Origin of the sequence: Morococcus cerebrosus, assembly GCF_022749515.1 — a bacterium.
In the GTDB taxonomy this organism is placed as follows: Bacteria; Pseudomonadota; Gammaproteobacteria; order Burkholderiales; family Neisseriaceae; genus Neisseria; species Neisseria cerebrosa.
The window spans coordinates 1,953,160-1,969,961 of record NZ_CP094242.1; the positions used below are offsets into that span (position 1 = coordinate 1,953,160).

Annotated in this window: 17 protein-coding genes; 12 read left to right on the plus strand and 5 right to left on the minus strand. The window is 53.4% G+C overall.

All coding sequences use genetic code 11. The features are described from left to right. Positions 1-54: 54 nt before the first annotated feature. The gene (rnhA, locus tag MON37_RS09210) at positions 55-504 is read right to left on the minus strand and encodes a ribonuclease HI (RefSeq protein ID WP_019269872.1); all 450 of its coding nucleotides are present in this window, start codon (positions 502-504) and stop codon (positions 55-57) included. Between the two features lie 132 nt (positions 505-636). Between rnhA and tehB the strand changes: the two genes are divergently transcribed. Continuing rightward, entirely contained in the window at positions 637-1,494 is an 858-nt protein-coding gene (gene tehB / locus MON37_RS09215) for an SAM-dependent methyltransferase TehB (RefSeq protein WP_039404216.1), read from the plus strand. A 213-nt stretch (positions 1,495-1,707) separates the two neighbouring features. Here tehB and lolA read toward each other — a convergent pair whose 3' ends face one another. Beyond that, entirely contained in the window at positions 1,708-2,331 is a 624-nt protein-coding gene (gene lolA / locus MON37_RS09220) for an outer membrane lipoprotein periplasmic chaperone LolA (protein ID WP_003768722.1), read from the minus strand. Positions 2,332-2,635: 304 nt separating this feature from the next. Here lolA and MON37_RS09225 point away from each other — a divergent pair, with 304 nt between their 5' ends. From MON37_RS09225 to MON37_RS09235, 3 genes are all read left to right on the plus strand, one after another. Then, on the plus strand, positions 2,636-3,463 hold the full coding sequence (locus MON37_RS09225) for a ferritin-like domain-containing protein (protein WP_039404215.1): 828 nt from the start codon (positions 2,636-2,638) through the stop codon (positions 3,461-3,463). A gap of 45 nt (positions 3,464-3,508) precedes the next feature. Continuing rightward, positions 3,509-4,468 carry a cation diffusion facilitator family transporter gene (locus MON37_RS09230; protein ID WP_039404214.1) on the plus strand — a complete coding sequence of 320 codons (960 nt, stop codon included), beginning with the start codon at positions 3,509-3,511 and terminating at the stop codon, positions 4,466-4,468. A gap of 61 nt (positions 4,469-4,529) precedes the next feature. Next, positions 4,530-5,177: an HAD family hydrolase gene (locus MON37_RS09235; RefSeq protein ID WP_039404213.1), complete on the plus strand. Its 648-nt coding sequence runs from the start codon at positions 4,530-4,532 to the stop codon at positions 5,175-5,177. A 67-nt stretch (positions 5,178-5,244) separates the two neighbouring features. Here MON37_RS09235 and MON37_RS09240 read toward each other — a convergent pair whose 3' ends face one another. Both MON37_RS09240 and tmk read right to left on the minus strand, forming a co-directional pair. After that, the gene (locus tag MON37_RS09240) at positions 5,245-6,525 is read right to left on the minus strand and encodes a malic enzyme-like NAD(P)-binding protein (protein ID WP_082013566.1); all 1,281 of its coding nucleotides are present in this window, start codon (positions 6,523-6,525) and stop codon (positions 5,245-5,247) included. Between the two features lie 221 nt (positions 6,526-6,746). Continuing rightward, positions 6,747-7,373, minus strand: a complete 627-nt coding sequence (tmk, locus tag MON37_RS09245) for a dTMP kinase (RefSeq protein WP_009311821.1) — start codon at positions 7,371-7,373, stop codon at positions 6,747-6,749. 438 nt (positions 7,374-7,811) lie between these two features. Here tmk and MON37_RS09250 point away from each other — a divergent pair, with 438 nt between their 5' ends. The 6 genes from MON37_RS09250 (at position 7,812) to MON37_RS09275 (ending at position 14,051) form a co-directional block, all read left to right on the plus strand. Then, positions 7,812-8,819 (plus strand): IS5 family transposase, encoded by a 1,008-nt coding sequence (locus MON37_RS09250; RefSeq protein WP_242883552.1) that lies wholly within the window; start codon positions 7,812-7,814, stop codon positions 8,817-8,819. A 239-nt stretch (positions 8,820-9,058) separates the two neighbouring features. Continuing rightward, positions 9,059-9,851, plus strand: a protein-coding gene (locus MON37_RS09255) for an IS5 family transposase (RefSeq protein WP_234403659.1) whose coding sequence is annotated in 2 segments (ribosomal slippage) — positions 9,059-9,322 and positions 9,324-9,851 — 792 coding nt in all. Because the reading frame shifts where the segments join, the coding sequence is not laid out codon by codon here. A gap of 22 nt (positions 9,852-9,873) precedes the next feature. Beyond that, positions 9,874-10,515, plus strand: coding sequence for a spore coat protein U domain-containing protein (locus MON37_RS09260; protein ID WP_039407748.1), 642 nt, complete (start codon positions 9,874-9,876; stop codon positions 10,513-10,515). A gap of 41 nt (positions 10,516-10,556) precedes the next feature. Next, a complete protein-coding gene (locus MON37_RS09265) occupies positions 10,557-11,282 on the plus strand; it encodes a fimbrial biogenesis chaperone (protein ID WP_039407746.1) in 726 nt (241 codons plus the stop codon). A gap of 37 nt (positions 11,283-11,319) precedes the next feature. Beyond that, positions 11,320-13,737 (plus strand): fimbria/pilus outer membrane usher protein, encoded by a 2,418-nt coding sequence (locus MON37_RS09270; RefSeq protein ID WP_039407744.1) that lies wholly within the window; start codon positions 11,320-11,322, stop codon positions 13,735-13,737. Then, positions 13,728-14,051 carry a hypothetical protein gene (locus tag MON37_RS09275; protein ID WP_039407742.1) on the plus strand — a complete coding sequence of 108 codons (324 nt, stop codon included), beginning with the start codon at positions 13,728-13,730 and terminating at the stop codon, positions 14,049-14,051. The genes MON37_RS09270 and MON37_RS09275 overlap by 10 nt, the downstream gene beginning before the upstream one ends. Here the strand turns inward: MON37_RS09275 and MON37_RS09280 are convergent. Beyond that, positions 14,046-14,838 (minus strand): IS5 family transposase gene (locus MON37_RS09280; RefSeq protein ID WP_234403659.1). Its coding sequence is split into 2 segments (ribosomal slippage): positions 14,046-14,573 and positions 14,575-14,838, totalling 792 coding nucleotides; the frame shifts between segments, so codons are not numbered across the junction. The genes MON37_RS09275 and MON37_RS09280 overlap by 6 nt on opposite strands. Before the next feature lie 121 nt (positions 14,839-14,959). Between MON37_RS09280 and MON37_RS09285 the strand changes: the two genes are divergently transcribed. Next, positions 14,960-15,703: a Csu type fimbrial protein gene (locus MON37_RS09285; RefSeq protein ID WP_242883624.1), complete on the plus strand. Its 744-nt coding sequence runs from the start codon at positions 14,960-14,962 to the stop codon at positions 15,701-15,703. A gap of 197 nt (positions 15,704-15,900) precedes the next feature. Beyond that, the gene (locus tag MON37_RS09290) at positions 15,901-16,779 is read left to right on the plus strand and encodes an NAD(P)-dependent oxidoreductase (protein ID WP_039409035.1); all 879 of its coding nucleotides are present in this window, start codon (positions 15,901-15,903) and stop codon (positions 16,777-16,779) included. Positions 16,780-16,802: the final 23 nt, after the last annotated feature.

Here is a 16,802-nt window from a genome sequence, read left to right on the forward strand (position 1 = left end):
GGTAATCCTGTTTGCGGTTGATTGAACATTTTTCAGGCGTTTTCAGACGACCTTTCAGGACGAGGGTTGAAGGAACCGTGCCGCCCCCTGATTCGCCAATGCGTCCGCCTTTTCGTTTTCGGAATGCCCCGCGTGGCCTTTCACCCACGTCCACTGTAATTTGTGTTTATGCGACAAGGCATCGAGTTCTTTCCACAAATCGTCGTTTTTCACTGGTTTTTTGGCGGCGGTTTTCCAGCCGTTTTTCTTCCAGCCGTGTATCCAACCTTCCATACCGTTTTTGACGTATTGCGAGTCGGTACAAATCACGACGCGGCACGGGCGTTTGAGCGCTTTCAGCCCTTCTATGACAGCAGTCAGCTCCATTCGGTTATTAGTGGTTTCGGCCTCGCCGCCGCACAATTCTTTTTCATGATTTCGGTAGCGCATCAATACGCCCCAGCCCCCTGCCCCCGGATTGCCTTTGCAGGCTCCGTCTGTATAAAGGTAAACGGTATCGTCCATATATCGGTTTGTTTTGCAATTTGCACAATAAAGGCATTCATCTTATCACAAGGTTTGAATCCGCCAAGCGGCTTTGCCCCAAACAGGCATATAATATGCACCTTATCGCAAACAGATTGGAAGGAACCGATAATGGACGGACAAATGGCGCTTTTTTGCTATCAGGAACTGCCGGTTTGGCAGGCAGACGAGATTCCCGACGCGCTGCGGGTAGGTCATGCGTTTGACGAAGGGGAATGGGTTTGCCTGAACGTATTGCAAGGTCGTCTGAAATTGACGGAAGCTGATAATGCTTCTGTCGAGCTGACTGCCGAAGACGGCGACCACATGATCGCGCCGCAGCAACAGTTTACGGTCGAGCCTTTGACGGACGACACGGAAATCAAGCTCTCGCTTTATTGCGCGGCAAAGGATTATTTCAATAAGAAATACGGCATGAGCGCGACCCATTCGGCGGTAGTGGCGGCTGAAAATATCGTTCCTGCGGGCAAGGCTTTGGATATGGGCTGCGGTCAGGGGCGTAATGCGCTGTTTTTAGGTTTGAAAGGATTTGACGTAACCGCCGTGGACAACAATCCGCAGGCGGTGCAAAACGTCAACGAGTTGGCGCGCATCGAAGACCTGGACGTGCGGGCGGTAGAATATGATTTGAATGCCGCCAACCTTCAAGATCATTTCGACTATATCGTGGCGACGGTTGTGTTTATGTTCTTGTATCCTCGCTTTGTGCCGCAAGTGATTGCAGATATGCAGGCGCACACCAACCCGGGCGGCTACAACCTGATCGTTTCGGCGATGGACACTGAAGACTTCCCCTGCCCTATGCCTTTTCCGTTTAAATTTAAAGAAGGCGAGTTGCGCGAATACTACCGCGACTGGGAGATTGTCGAATACAAAGAGGAACTCGGCGCCATGCACGCGAAAGATGCGGCGGGCAATCCGATACAGTTTAAGTTTGTTACCATGTTGGCGAAAAAGCCTAAAGTATAAACGAACGGGGTCGTCTGAAATATTTTCAGACGACCTTTTGGTATCCGCTTTGTTACGACGCTTTGAACTTTTCCTACCTGCCATCCGACCGGCAACCTCAAATCCGGATTGTGTCGGCTAGAGGCGGTTTCCACTCAAACACGCATCACCGACAACTTCAAAAACATAAAGGTCGTCTGAAACCTTTCAGACGACCTTTTTATGATCAAACAATCAGTTGCTCAACACATCCACACCTTTGGGCGGGGTGAACTTGAATGCGCCACGCGAGAGGTTGGGCTTGGTGTTCAAACCGCCGAAGCTGATGGAGGTTTGGTTGCCGAAGCTGTCTTTCAACTGCATGGCGGCGAGGTTGTCGCCTTTGAAACCGATGCGGATGTATTGGTAGCCGGCGTTGTTTTTCTTGGGCGTTGCCAAGACGTAGTCGATGCCGTTGGACGAGCCGTCCTCTTTGAGGGAGTAGCTGCTGTCAAGGGCGTTTTTGTTGGAGAGGATGGCGGCGGGGCTGTCGCCGATGGTTTGGTCTTGGGCGGACTTGGTCACTTGTGCCAAATCAACGTCGTAGAGCCAAATGGTTTGACCGTCGCCTACGATGGTTTGTTTGTAGGGTTTGGTGTATTCCCATTTGAAGAGGCCCGGACGCAGGATTTTGAAAGTGCCGTGTGCGGTTTGGGTTTTCTTTTTGCCTTGGACGGTTTGGGTGAAGCTGCCGCTGATGCCGTCGGCGTCGTTGTTGAATTTCTTGAGTGCATCCACTGCGCCTGCCTGTGCGAAACCGATGGTCGCGGTCAGGGCGGAAGCGGCGAGGAATTTGAACAGGTTGTGTTGTTTCATCATTATTTTTCCTTGTTGGAAGGGGTGTGGCGCCCAGTATCGATGTTACAAAATAACAATGCAAGCCGCTTATGGGCGGTTTACATTTTGCAAACAGTGTTTCCCGAAGGCTAATTTTTTGAAGCTGCGGGATTTTTTCCTGCGGAAAAGACAATCGGGTTTCACAATTCTTTAATGTATGCCGACTGCGCAAACTGTGGTATTTAATGGTTTTTGACGCACAACGCCAAATTGTAAAGATTATATTCCTTATATTGTTTTTTTTAAACGCTATAATATTTGTTTTCTGAAAAACGGCGGACTTGGAATGAAACCTGATATCTATGCTTTGCTGGAACTTGCCCTGCTTTCAGACGACCCCGATGAAAAAGGACGGCTGACGGACGAGGCGTTTGCCGCCGTTCAGAACATGGACGGCGCTGAGGCAAACGCTGCGCCGCTGGACTTCCGCCACGCGGGACGGCCGCCGAAGCCTGTTTTGGTTGCGCCGTCGCAACTGACGCCGCGCAAGATGAACACGACCGAAGGCTATGCGGCGATGCTGCACGCGATTGCGCATATCGAGTTCAACGCCATCAATCTGGCTTTGGACGCGGCATACCGTTTCCGCACGCTGCCGTTTCAGTTTGTGCGCGACTGGGTGCGGGTAGCGAAGGAAGAGGTGTACCACTTCCGCCTGATGCGCGAAAGGCTGCGCGCTTTCGGCTTCGATTACGGCGATTTCGAGGCGCACAACCATTTGTGGGACATGGCGTATAAAACCGCCTACGACCCGCTGTTGCGCATGGCGTTGGTGCCGCGCGTATTGGAGGCGCGCGGGCTGGACGTTACGCCGGGGATACGCGCGAAGGTGGAACAGCGCGGCGATTCGGAAACCTGCGGCGTGTTGGACATCATTTACCGCGACGAAGTGGGCCATGTCGCCATCGGCAACCATTGGTATCAACACCTCTGCCGCGAACGCGGTTTGGAACCTGTCGCCCTGTTCCGCAGTCTGATTGCCCGTTACGATATGTTTATCTTCCGCGGCTATGTGAATATCGAAGCGCGGGAAAAAGCGGGCTTCAGCCGCTTCGAATTGGATATGTTGGAAGATTTCGAGCAGGGTTTGAAACAAGGCAAAAAGGTCGTCTGAAAACCCTGCATCCGGATTTTCAGACGACCTCTGTTGAGGAACGTTATGTCTCACCATCACGAACACCATCATCACGCACACGCCCACACGCATACCGCCAACAAAAAAGTATTGCGCGTGTCGTTCATCATCATCGCCGCCTTTATGCTGCTGGAGGCGGTCGGCGGCTGGCTGACCCACTCGCTCGCGCTGCTTTCCGACGCGGGGCATATGTTCAGCGACGCATTTTCCTTAGGCGTGGCGTTGTGGGCGTTCAAACTCGGCGAAAAAGAAACCACGCTGCAAAAGACCTTCGGCTACAAACGTTTTGAAATCCTCACCGCCATGTTTAACGGTTTGTCGCTGGTGGTCATCGCCGTGCTGATTTTCTACGAAGCCGTCAAACGCCTGCTTTATCCGCCCGAAATCGCCACGCTGGGGATGCTCGTCATCAGCGTGATCGGGCTGCTGGTCAACATCGGTGTGGCGGTTTATATGCTGAAAAACAGCGACACCGAAGCCAACGTCAACATGCGCGGCGCGTATCTGCACGTTTTAAGCGACCTTGTCGGCTCAATCGGCGCGATTGCCGCCGCCGTACTCATGATGGCGTTCGGCTGGAAATGGGCGGATCCGCTCGCCAGCGTGTTTGTTGCCGCGCTGGTCGGACGCAGCGGCTGGGGCCTGCTCAAACAAACGCTGCACATCCTCATGGAAGGCGCGCCCGAAAACATCCACACCGACGACCTGCTCGCCGTCATCCGCAACACCGACGGCGTTAAATCCGTCCACGATTTACACGTTTGGACGATTACCAGCAATATCAACGTCCTATCCTGCCACATCGTCGTGGACGGCAGCATAACCGTTGCCGAATCCGAGCAAATCGCCTACCGCATCGAACACGAGTTGTCCCACAAAAACATCGGACACTGCACCATCCAAATCGAAAGCGAACGCCACCCGCATCCTGACAGCGTCTTGTGTGCCAACGAGACCGATAGCGCGCACCATCACCACCACTAACCCCAAAGGTCGTCTGAAACCCTTTTCAGACGACCCCATCGAAAAAACCAAAGGAAAACACATGATACAAGCCGTATTGTTCGACCTCGATGGCACGCTCGCCGACACCGCCCTAGACCTCGGCGGCGCACTCAACACCGTATTGCGCCGCCACAACCTGCCCGAAAAAAGCATCGCGGAAATCCGCCCGTATGCCAGCCACGGCGTGGCCGGCCTTTTGAAAATCGGCGTCGGTATGACTGTCGAACATCCTGATTTCGCAGCATGGCGGCAAGAATGCCTTGAAGCATACAGCCTTTGCTATGCCGACAAAACCACGCTGTTCGACGGCGTGAACGAAATGATTGCCGAACTCGACAGACGCGGCATCAAATGGGGCATCATCACCAACAAACCCATGCGCTTCACCGACAAACTCGTCCCCAAACTCGGCTTCGTCATCCCGCCCGCCGTCGTCGTCAGCGGCGACACCTGCGGCGAATCCAAACCCAGCGTCAAACCCATGCTGTATGCGTGCGAACAAATCCATGCCGACCCGCAACACACGGTTTACGTCGGCGACGCCGAACGCGACATGCAGGCCGGACGCAACGCGGGCATGAAAACCGTACTTGCCGACTGGGGCTATATCGCCGCCGAAGACCAAACCGAAACTTGGCAACCCGACTACCGCATCGCATCGCCTTCGGCATTGCTAAAGATTCTGTAAAACGAAAAAAGGTCGTCTGAAAGTTTTCAGACGACCTTTTCTACATCACATTCAAATTAAAACCGGATTACAGTTTCCATTCGCTCAGTTTGGCAGCATAGGCTTCCAAGTCTGCAATCGGACGGGTTGCCACGCCGCTTTCCATCGCTGCTTTAGCAGTAGCGGAAGCAACGCGCGGCAGCAGGCGGGAGTCGAACGGGGTCGGAATCAGGTATTCCGCACCGAATTCAAATTTCTTACCGTATGCGGCAACCACTTCTTCGGTTACCTCTTCCATTGCCAAATCTGCCAAGGCGTACACGCAGGCGCGTTTCATTTCTTCGTTGATAGTCGTCGCGCCGACATCCAACGCGCCGCGGAAGATGAACGGGAAGCACAATACGTTGTTCACTTGATTCGGGAAGTCGGAACGGCCGGTACCGATGACCACGTCCGGACGGGTTTCTTTTGCCAGCGGCGGCAGGATTTCCGGATTCGGGTTTGCCATGGCGAACACGATAGGCTTGGCGTTCATGGTGTTCAGCATTTCAGGCGTCAGCAGGTTCGCGCCGGAGAGGCCCAAGAAGATGTCTTTGCCTTTGACGGCATCGGCAAGCACACGTTGACCGTTGTCTTCAATGGCGTAGAACTGTTTGGACTCGTCCATACGGTCTTTGTCTTCGCGGGTTTTGTAAATCACGCCTTTGGAGTCGCAAACGGTAACGTTTTCGCGTTTCAAACCCAAATCGAGCAGTTGGTTCAAGCAGGCAATCGCAGCCGCACCCGCGCCGGAGCAAACCAAGGTCGCTTCTTCGATTTTACGGCCGGTATAGCGCAGGGCATTCAATACGGCAGCAGCGGTGATGATGGCGGTACCGTGTTGGTCGTCGTGGAATACCGGGATTTTGCAGCGTTTGCGCAATTCGCGTTCGATGTAGAAGCATTCAGGCGCTTTAATGTCTTCGAGGTTGATGCCGCCGAAAGTCGGTTCCAACGCGGCGATGATGTCCACCAGTTTTTGCGGGTCTTTTTCATCGATTTCGATGTCGAATACGTCCACACCAGCGAATTTTTTAAACAATACGCCTTTGCCTTCCATCACAGGTTTGCCCGCCAACGCGCCGATGTTTCCCAAGCCCAAAACGGCGGTACCGTTGGAAATCACGGCAACCAAGTTGCCTTTGGCGGTATATTTGTACGCATTTTGCGGATCGGCATGGATTTCCATACAAGGAGCCGCAACGCCCGGCGAGTACGCCAAAGCCAAGTCTTTGGACGTGGCCAGCGATTTGGTGGGGGTAACGGAGACTTTACCCGGCACGGGGAATTCGTGAAATTTCAGTGCGGCTTCTTTTAATGAGTTTTCCATTTTTCGATCCTGTTGCGAGAGAGATGTTGAGACGAGGTCGTCTGAAACGTTGGTTTCGGGACGTTTGGCATTACAAAGCGGCTTATTTATTAACAAATAAACCTATTTTGTAATAGCGTGTAATTTTACCATGTTCCCAATGCGGCGCATACCGCTATTTTCATCTGAAACAAACAACCTCAAAGCAAAAACGTATGCTTTCAGACGACCTTCATTCGGTTTTAAACATCCATACCGAAACTGCGCGCCAGCGCATGTTCGATATCCGCCCTCACCTCCTCCAAACTCCGGTTGCCGTCGATAAGCGCGTAGCGTTCGGGATGCGCGGCGGCGCGTTCGAGATAAACAGCACGCACGCGGGTGAAAAAATCCGCCTGCTCCTGCTCGAAACGGTCCTTCTCGCGCGTCTGTCCGATACGCGCCATCGACACTTCCAGCGGCACGTCCAGCAGCAAAGTCAAATCAGGACCAAACCCGCCCTGCACCCAATTCTCCAGCATTTCAATATCTTGAAGAGGCACGCCGCGCCCGCCGCCCTGATACGCAAAAGTCGCATCGGTAAAACGGTCGGAAACGACATGAATGCCGTCTGCCAGCGCAGGCAGGATAACGTCTTCAAGATGCTGCTGCCGCGCCGCAAACATCATCAACGTCTCCGCGCGCAATCCCGCCTTGGTTTCAGGGTTCAACAAAATTTCGCGCAAAGCCTCGCCGACAGGCGTACCGCCCGGCTCGCGGGTAAACAATACAGGAAGATTATGGGATTCGAACCATTGGCGGATAACGGCAAGATTGGTAGATTTACCCGCGCCGTCTATGCCGTCCAGAGTGATGAATTTGGGTTTCATAAGGTCAATTTGATTGAGAGAACGGATGTTCAAAAGGTCGTCTGAAAGCGGGATTATAAATGCTTTCAGACGACCTTGCCTTTCGATGCGGCGTTTCCCGCATACAATTCTGACATTTCCAGGTTTTCAAATCAATGTGATTTGAAAACCCCGCAAACCTTGAATACCGCCTTCAGACGACCTTTTATCCTTTTAATCAACCGATTAAGCCTTTCACTTTGCAAAAAAAACAACAAAAATAATACAAAAATTTACAAAAAACACAGGAACTTATAAATAAAAAACAATAACGATTGCAACAATAAATGCAAATCATAATAATGTCATATATACCGTTCAAGCACAAAAGCCTGACGTATAAGCGTTACACAGAAAGAGACCTTTGCAAAATTCCCCAAAATCCCCTAAATTCACACCAAGACATTTAGGGGATTTTCCATGAGCACCTTCTTCCGGCAAACCGCACAAGCCATGATCGCCAAACACATCGACCGCTTCCCATTATTGAAGTTGGATCAGGTGATTGATTGGCAACCGATCGAACAATACCTGAATCGTCAAAGAGCCCGTTACCTTCGAGACCACCGCGGCCGTCCCGCCTATCCACTGTTGTCCATGTTCAAAGCCGTCCTGCTCGGACAATGGCACAGCCTCTCCGATCCCGAACTCGAACACAGTCTCATCACCCGCATCGATTTCAACCTATTTTGCCGTTTTGACGAACTGAGCATCCCCGATTACAGCACCTTATGCCGCTACCGCAACTGGCTGGCGCAAGACGACACCCTGTCCGAATTGCTGGAACTGATTAACCGCCAACTGACCGAAAAAAACCTAAAAGTAGAGAAAGCATCCGCCGCCGTCATTGACGCCACCATTATTCAGACCGCCGGCAGCAAACAGCGTCAGGCCATAGAAGTCGATGAAGAAGGACAAGTCAGCGGCCAAACCACACCGAGTAAAGACAAAGATGCCCGCTGGACAAAGAAAAACGGTCTCTACAAACTCGGTTACAAACAACATACCCGTACCGATGAGGAAGGCTATATCGAGAAACTGCACATCACCCCCGCCAATACCCATGAGTGCAACCACCTGTCGCCTTTGCTGGAAGGCATTGCCGAAGGTACGACCGTCTATGCCGATAAAGGCTACGACAGTGCGGAAAACCGGCAACATCTGAAAGAACATCGGTTGCTGGACGGCATTATGCGCAAAGCCCACCGCAACCGTCCGCTGACGGAAGCGCAAACCAAACGCAACCGATATTTGTCGAAGACCCGTTATGTGGTCGAGCAAAGCTTTGGTACGCTGCACCGTAAATTCCGCTACGCCCGGGCAGCCTATTTTGGTCTGCTCAAAGTGAGTGCGCAAAGCCATCTGAAGGCGATGTGTTTAAACCTGTTGAAAGCGGCTAACAGGCTAAGTGTGCCTGTTGCCGCCTAAAAGGCGGCCCGGATGCCTGATTATCGGGTATTCGGGGAGGATTAAGGGGATATTTGGGTAAAATCAGGAGCAATTAGGGGCGGAAATAGACGAAAACCTGTGTTTGGGTTTCGGCTGTCGGGGGGAAGGGCTTTTTTGCAAAGGTCTCAGAAAATATTACGGAGACTGTGTCAATACACATCTAAACTCACATACTAAGAACGTGTTCATTGTCTCAGCCTCTGCTGTAAACTATCGGCATGAACAGAAAAACCTACCCAAGCGATATCAGTCGCGAGCAATTTGCGCCTCTCCTTCCCCTGCTGGAAAGTGCCCGTAAACGCACAGCGCCACGCCAGGTGGACTTGTACGATGTCTTTTGTGCCATTCTCTACCTGCAACGCACTGGCTGCTCCTGGCGCGCTTTGCCGGGCGACTTCCCCAAATGGCGCACCGTGCATTCCTACTTCCAGAGATGGACCGAACCACGCGAGAGTGGCATCAGCATCCTTGAGGAAGCATTAAAAAAATCAGGTAGTTGCGGAGCACCGCAAGCAGGGGCGCCATGAAGCAACTACTTTCCTGATTATTGATGCGCAGAGTGTGAAGAACACGGATACCGCCATGGAAAAAGGCTACGATGCGGGCAAGAAGGTTAGCGGTATCAAGCGACATATAGCGGTTGACACGCAAGGTTTGCCGCATGCCCTTGCGGTAACGACGGCGGATGTTACGGATAGAAAAGGCTGCCTGGTGGCATTGGAACGTGGGCGGGATAATCTTGGTGCGATACAAAAAATCCTTGCTGACGGTGGTTACACGGGTAAGGCATTTGCTTCGTCGGTACAGGAGTTGATTGGTGCGGAGGTAGAGATTGCCAAACGAAACGAATTGCACCGTTTTGCAGTATTGCCGAAGCGATGGGTAGTAGAGCGCAGCTTTTCCTGGTTGGAAAAGAACAGGCGGCTTTGGAAAAACTGCGAGCGTAAGTTGAGTACCAGTCTGCAAATGGTAGCTTTGGCTTTCTTGGGAGTCCTGCTACGAAGACTATGAACACGCTCTAAGGATAAATCCGATGAAAACACGTTTTACTTTAACTTCTCTGGCTTTGGCTTCCCTCATGATGATGGGCAATGCTGCAATGGCCGAAACTAAAGAAGGCCATTTCAACGTACACCTGAAATTGACCGGCACTTGCGAAGTTCTAACAACAAACAGCGCATTGAACAGTACAAAAATTACTACTGAAAGTCCAAGTCTAGCTGGGGCAGACATTGATTTTAGCACACATGTCGCATCATCAAACTCAACTGCTATTACCGAAAAAAACATTGGCGGTATAGCTACTGGTCTGAATATCCGTTGCAGTAAAAACACACTTTTCACAGTAGGTTTGGGACCTCAAAACGTACCAAGCAACAATGGTGAAGGCACAATGTGGGGCATCTCTCGTACATCAAAACAAAATAATGACACCGTTAACTATCAACTTCAAAAACCTGTCGTAAGCGGCTCAGGCATAAATGAAACAGTCCAAGAAACCAACAGCAACAATCCTTGGGGCAATTCAGGTGCCGACCTTCTTTCATTGACAGGACAGGGTTTAAGTGATGCCCAAGCAGTCAAACTCCCTGTATTTGCAACTGTCAAAGCAGGTGAATTAAACAAATTTATCGATACCTACCAAGACCAAGTCAAAGTAACCCGGTCCTACTAATCTAGGTTACTCCCTCAAAACAAAACAACTAAAAAATTCTCATGCAAAAAGCAATCAGCACACTGGTCGGTATGCTGACGGCGGTAGCGGTTTTACCAAGCCATGCCGCCGGCTTGCAAGTCAGTCCGACATCGCTTTCCCTGCCCGCCAAACAGCGGGCGGGTATTTTTACTTTGGGAAACAAGGGCGCAGAGCCGTTGACGGCACAAGTGCGCGTATTCCGTTGGACGCAGGACGCAAACGGCGGTGAAGTGCTCGAACCTACCGATGCCGTCATTGCCAGCCCGCCCATGGTCAAACTGGAAGCGGGTGCGCAGCAGCAGTTCCGCGTGATGCGCGTCAAACCGTCTGACAAACAGGCTGAAGAAGCCTACCGCCTGATTGTGGACGAGCTGCCCGCTCCCGATGCGAAACCACGAAAAGGCATTCAGTTGGTGATGCGCTATTCGCTGCCGCTGTTTGTCAACGTTCAAAACAATGCCGAACCGAAACTGCAATGGCGCGCGGAAAAAACCGCGAACGGCAAAGCGGTTTTGGTTGCCGAAAACACGGGCAATGCCCATGCACAACTGAGCAATATTACTTTTCAGACGACCTCCGCCAAAGACCCATTGACGCTGGCAAGCGGTCTGGCGGGCTACGTCCTGCCGGGCAACACTTGGAAACGCGAATTGGAAGTTTCCCCCGCCTCTCTGAACCAAGGTCGTCTGAATGCCACGGTAAACGGTATGCCGATCCAAACGGAGGTACGGTTTGCCGCCCCATGACCTAAGGACACGGCTCACCCGGCTGAGTGCCGCGTTGATGCTGTGTTTCTACGCCCTGCCCTCCCCTGCTCAAGACATCCTGACGCAGGCGGCGCCTGCTGCCTACGAGCAGGCATGGCTGACCGTTTACCCTCAGGTCAAAGTCAACGGCAGCATACGCGACGGTATCGAACCCTTCATGTCGCGTAACGGCGTGCTGTATGCGCGTCCCGAATCTCTGCGCGCCTACGGCATTGCCCTGCCCGACGCAGAAGCTGCCGAGGCGGGTAAAAACGGCATTGTGCCTGAAATTCAGGACGGCGCATCCACACCTGGCGCAGGCGTATGGTTCGAACTCTCCGCCATCCCCGGCTTGCAGGCGAAATACGATGCCTCCGCGCAAACCCTTGACCTCACCGCCCCCCTCGAATGGCAGCCCGACCTGAAAACCGCCCGAATCGGCGCACCGCAGGAAAACCGCTACGCCATCGCCAAACCCGGCTTTGCCGCCGTTCTGAACTATGACGCCAATATCTCGCGCAACCGCTCCGGCAACGGCACACAGGGCGTTTTCGGCGAAATACGCCTGAGTACGCCTTGGGGCTATCTGAACCACACCCAATTTGCCAACCGTAGCCGCAACAAAGAAAGCGGCGCCCACGGCAACACCGCCCGCCTGGATACCTACTGGCGCACCGTCTGGCCCGAACAAGGCATATCGCTGACCGTCGGCGACACCCTGACCGGACAAATCGGCTCATGGGGCGGCACACGCATCGGCGGTATCAAAATCTCCCGCACTTACAACACCCGCCCGTGGAAACAAACCGCCCCACTGCGCTCCTACCTCGGTAAAAGCACCCTGCCCGGCACGGTCGACCTCTACCTCGACGGCGTCAAACAAATGAGCCGCGACATCGAAGCGGGCGAATACGAACTCATCCTGCCGCCGTCCATCAGCGGCCGCAGCAACGCCCAAGTCGTCGCCACCGACGTACTGGGACGCACCGTCGTCGTCGATATGCCGCTTTACGGCGGCAGCGGACTTTTGGCAAAAGGCTTGAACGAATGGTCGTTTGAAGCAGGCTACGTCCGCCGCGATTACGGCATCCGTTCCGCCAAATACCAATCCGACCCCGCCGCCTCCGGCACGCTGCGTTACGGCGTCAGCAATACCCTGACCGCCCAAATCCACGGCGAAGCCGCGCGCGGCTACCGTCAGGCGGGCATTGCCGCCGATACCGTATTAGGTTCGCTCGGACAACTCAATCTTACCTATGCCGAAAGCCGCTTTGCGGGCAAAACAGGACGGCGCGGCAGCGCGTTTTTCAGCACCCAATGGGACAGGCTCTCCTTCAGCGCGGGCGCAAGCCGTACCAACGGGCAATTTGCCGAACTGGGCGACACTGCATACGGCGCAGACTTTTTCAAAGCCACCCGCCACCCCGCCACATCCGCCTCCGCATCCGCAGGCTGGAGCAGCGACAAACTCGGCTCATTCAGCCTATCCTACGTCCATTCCCACACCGAAGGCAGCCCCGCCGACGGCGTAGGCTCGTTCGGCTGGAGCCGCAGCTTCAAAAACCGTACTTCGCTCTACGCCGGCGCCAATAAAAACTTCCGCAACAGGCGCGAACTGAGTTTCCACGCGGGCCTCTCCGTCAGCCTCGACAACGGCTATTCAACCTCCGCAGGCATCAGCAGAAACAAACACAACAACAGCTATCAGGCAACCCTGAACAAAACCAGCAGCGGCATGGGCAGCACCAGCTGGGGCATAGGCTGGCAGCAAAACGACAATGCAAACGGCAGCCGCAGCAATACCTTCAACGGTAACATCCGCCATCAAAACACCTACGGCGACGGCTGGGCAAACGTTTACAGCCAAAGCGGCAACAGCAACTGGAACGCAGGCTGGAGGGGCGGCCTCGTCCTCATGGGCGGCAGCCTCTTCACCACCCGCCAAGTCAACGACAGTTTCGCCGTCGTCAGCACCGGCGATATGGCGGACGTCCCCATCCGCGCAGGCGGTATGCCCGTAGGCAAAACCAACCGCGAAGGGCTGGCACTGATCCCCAGCCTCTCCGCCTACCAAAAAAACACCGTCAGCGTCGATATTGCCGAATTGCCGCTGGACGTCCAGCTCGAACACACCGTTGCCGAAATCGCCCCGCCCGAACGCTCGGGTATGCGCGTCGAATTCAAAATCCAGCGCACCCGCGCCGCCACCATGACGCTGAAAGACGCACAAAACCAATTACTCCCGAGCGGCGGCAGCATTACTGCCGAAGACGGCACACCTGCCGCTGTAACCGGCTTCGACGGCAAAACATATATTGAAAACATGAAAGAAGGTAGAAACCGCTTCACCGTCATCCTCCCCGAAAACGGCGGCACTTGCACCTTCGAAGCGGACTACCCTGAAACACACAATCCGGATTCCATCCCGGAACTGGGAGACATCATATGCAGATAATCCACGCTCATTCAGCAAAAGGTCGTCTGAAAATAAACACGGCAGATTTCATTCAACCTTTGCGACTACTCCCGAAAACCATATTCGCCGCAGCCTTGTGGCTGATGTTTTCGCCTGCCCAAGCATGGGCGCACAATGGCATAGTGGGCGACTATATGAAATGTACCGCCTCTGTCAGCAGCATCTCAGGCGCAGGTGGCAACGTCTTGTCCTTTGGTACTCCTACCCAAGGCATCAATCTGCTCGAAGGACAGATTCCTGAAGTCCAAGCTACCATTACCTATGAATGCCTCAACCTTAGAGCGTGTTCATAGTCTTCGTAGCAGGACTCCCAAGAAAGCCAAAGCTACCATTTGCAGACTGGTACTCAACTTACGCTCGCAGTTTTTCCAAAGCCGCCTGTTCTTTTCCAACCAGGAAAAGCTGCGCTCTACTACCCATCGCTTCGGCAATACTGCAAAACGGTGCAATTCGTTTCGTTTGGCAATCTCTACCTCCGCACCAATCAACTCCTGTACCGACGAAGCAAATGCCTTACCCGTGTAACCACCGTCAGCAAGGATTTTTTGTATCGCACCAAGATTATCCCGCCCACGTTCCAATGCCACCAGGCAGCCTTTTCTATCCGTAACATCCGCCGTCGTTACCGCAAGGGCATGCGGCAAACCTTGCGTGTCAACCGCTATATGTCGCTTGATACCGCTAACCTTCTTGCCCGCATCGTAGCCTTTTTCCATGGCGGTATCCGTGTTCTTCACACTCTGCGCATCAATAATCAGGAAAGTAGTTGCTTCATGGCGCCCCTGCTTGCGGTGCTCCGCAACTACCTGATTTTTTTAATGCTTCCTCAAGGATGCTGATGCCACTCTCGCGTGGTTCGGTCCATCTCTGGAAGTAGGAATGCACGGTGCGCCATTTGGGGAAGTCGCCCGGCAAAGCGCGCCAGGAGCAGCCAGTGCGTTGCAGGTAGAGAATGGCACAAAAGACATCGTACAAGTCCACCTGGCGTGGCGCTGTGCGTTTACGGGCACTTTCCAGCAGGGGAAGGAGAGGCGCAAATTGCTCGCGACTGATATCGCTTGGGTAGGTTTTTCTGTTCATGCCGATAGTTTACAGCAGAGGCTGAGACAATGAACACGTTCTTAGACCCTATACTACCTACACACGCCTGTGCTTCAACATCGACGGAAGCAATCGTTCCCCATCTCAAAACAACCCTAGATTGCTTGCGCATCCGAAACGTCCCACCAATACCTTACAATTCCAGCTCTACAAACCCGACGGCACCGTCTGGGGCAGTAACGCGCCCAACAGCAACGCCAAGCCCTATATGACCGAGATGTTGGTTATCGGCCCAAACAGTACTAAATCAGGGCAAGTTACTCTCACTGCGAAGCTTCTCAACCATCAGGAAACCGCCGCACCTTACGCTGACGGAAGCCCGTATGAAGCTATCTTTAATGGTATATCTGCCTCACTCAACTGGAACTCAACTTTTTGGCAAGACCGTCCTACCAACTGCGGTACATATTACTCATCCAACGACAGTTTCCCCTTTACGGTACAGGCACACGCCAGCCCCGTCTGCGAATTCATCTCCGCCGACGACATCGACTTCGGCACACACACCGCAGGCAGTACCAACCTGAGACAGTCAGGCAACCTCACCATCCGCTGCACCAACGGTACGCCCTACACCGTCGGTCTGATTCCTTCCAACGGTAATCAGGAAGGCAAGGGCGAGATGAAATCCGCCAATCCCGCCAACACCGACAAAGTCCCCTACGTTCTCAAAAAAGGGAACAGTTCAGAGCTCTGGGGCAACCAATCTTCGGGCTCAGGCAGCGCGCAAAGATTTACCGGCGACAGCAGTAATCAGACGCACACCATTTCGGCAGAAGTCCAAAACACCGACTATACGCCGGGCGAGTATAAAGATAAGGTAACCGTCGATATCCGATACTGATCCGAAAGGTCGTCTGAAAAGAAAAAACAGCATAGTTATAGAAAACACCAATCCGCCGCTATTCCTGTTTGCAAAGGAATAACGGCGGATGTTCTCATTTGGACTTCGCCAAAAAGCGGTCTGAAAACCTTCAAAACTTTTCAGACGACCGCCAAACCGATATGATGGCAAATCAAACCAACAAAGGAGCAAACACCATGTCAAACAATGAATACACTCAAATCGGCTGGATCGGCCTGGGGCAGATGGGCAACCCGATGGTAACGCGCCTGCTCGATGCGGGCATCGAAGTCGGCGTTTACAACCGCTCGCCCGATAAAACCGCCGACCTGCAAACCAAAGGCGCGAAAGTTTACCCCAGCCGCGCCGAACTTATCCGCGCGTATCCCGTTATTTTCCTGATGGTTTCCGACTACGCCGCCATCCTCGACATCCTCGACGAAGAAACCCGCAAAGAGCTTGACGGCAAAATCATCGTCAACATGAGCACCATCGCCCCGTCCGAAAACCTCGCCGTCAAAGCCATCGTCGAGGCAGCGGGCGGACAGTTCGCTGAAGCCCCCGTCTCCGGCTCGGTTGTCCCCGCCACCAACGGCACGCTGCTGATTCTCTTCGGCGGCGAAGAAAATGTTTTAAATCCGCTGCAAAAAGTGTTTGGCATCCTCGGCAAAAAAACCTTCCACTTCGGTAACGTCGGCAAAGGCTCCGGCGCGAAACTCGTGCTCAATTCGCTCTTGGGCATTTTCGGCGAGGCATACAGCGAAGCCATGCTGATGGCGCGTCAATTCGGCATCGATACCGACACCATCATCGAAGCCGTCGGCGGCTCTGCCATGGATTCGCCCATGTTCCAAACCAAAAAATCCCTGTGGGCAAACCGCGAATTCCCGCCCGCCTTCGCCCTCAAACACGCCTCAAAAGACCTCAACCTCGCCGTCAACGAATTGAAACAGGCGGGCAATTCGCTGCCTGCCGTTGAAACCGTTGCCGAGAGCTACCGTCAAGCCGTCGCAGCAGGTTACGGCGAACAAGACGTTGCCGGCGTTTACCTGAAACTGGCGGAACATCAGAAATAGAGTGGTCGAATCCGACAGATAAA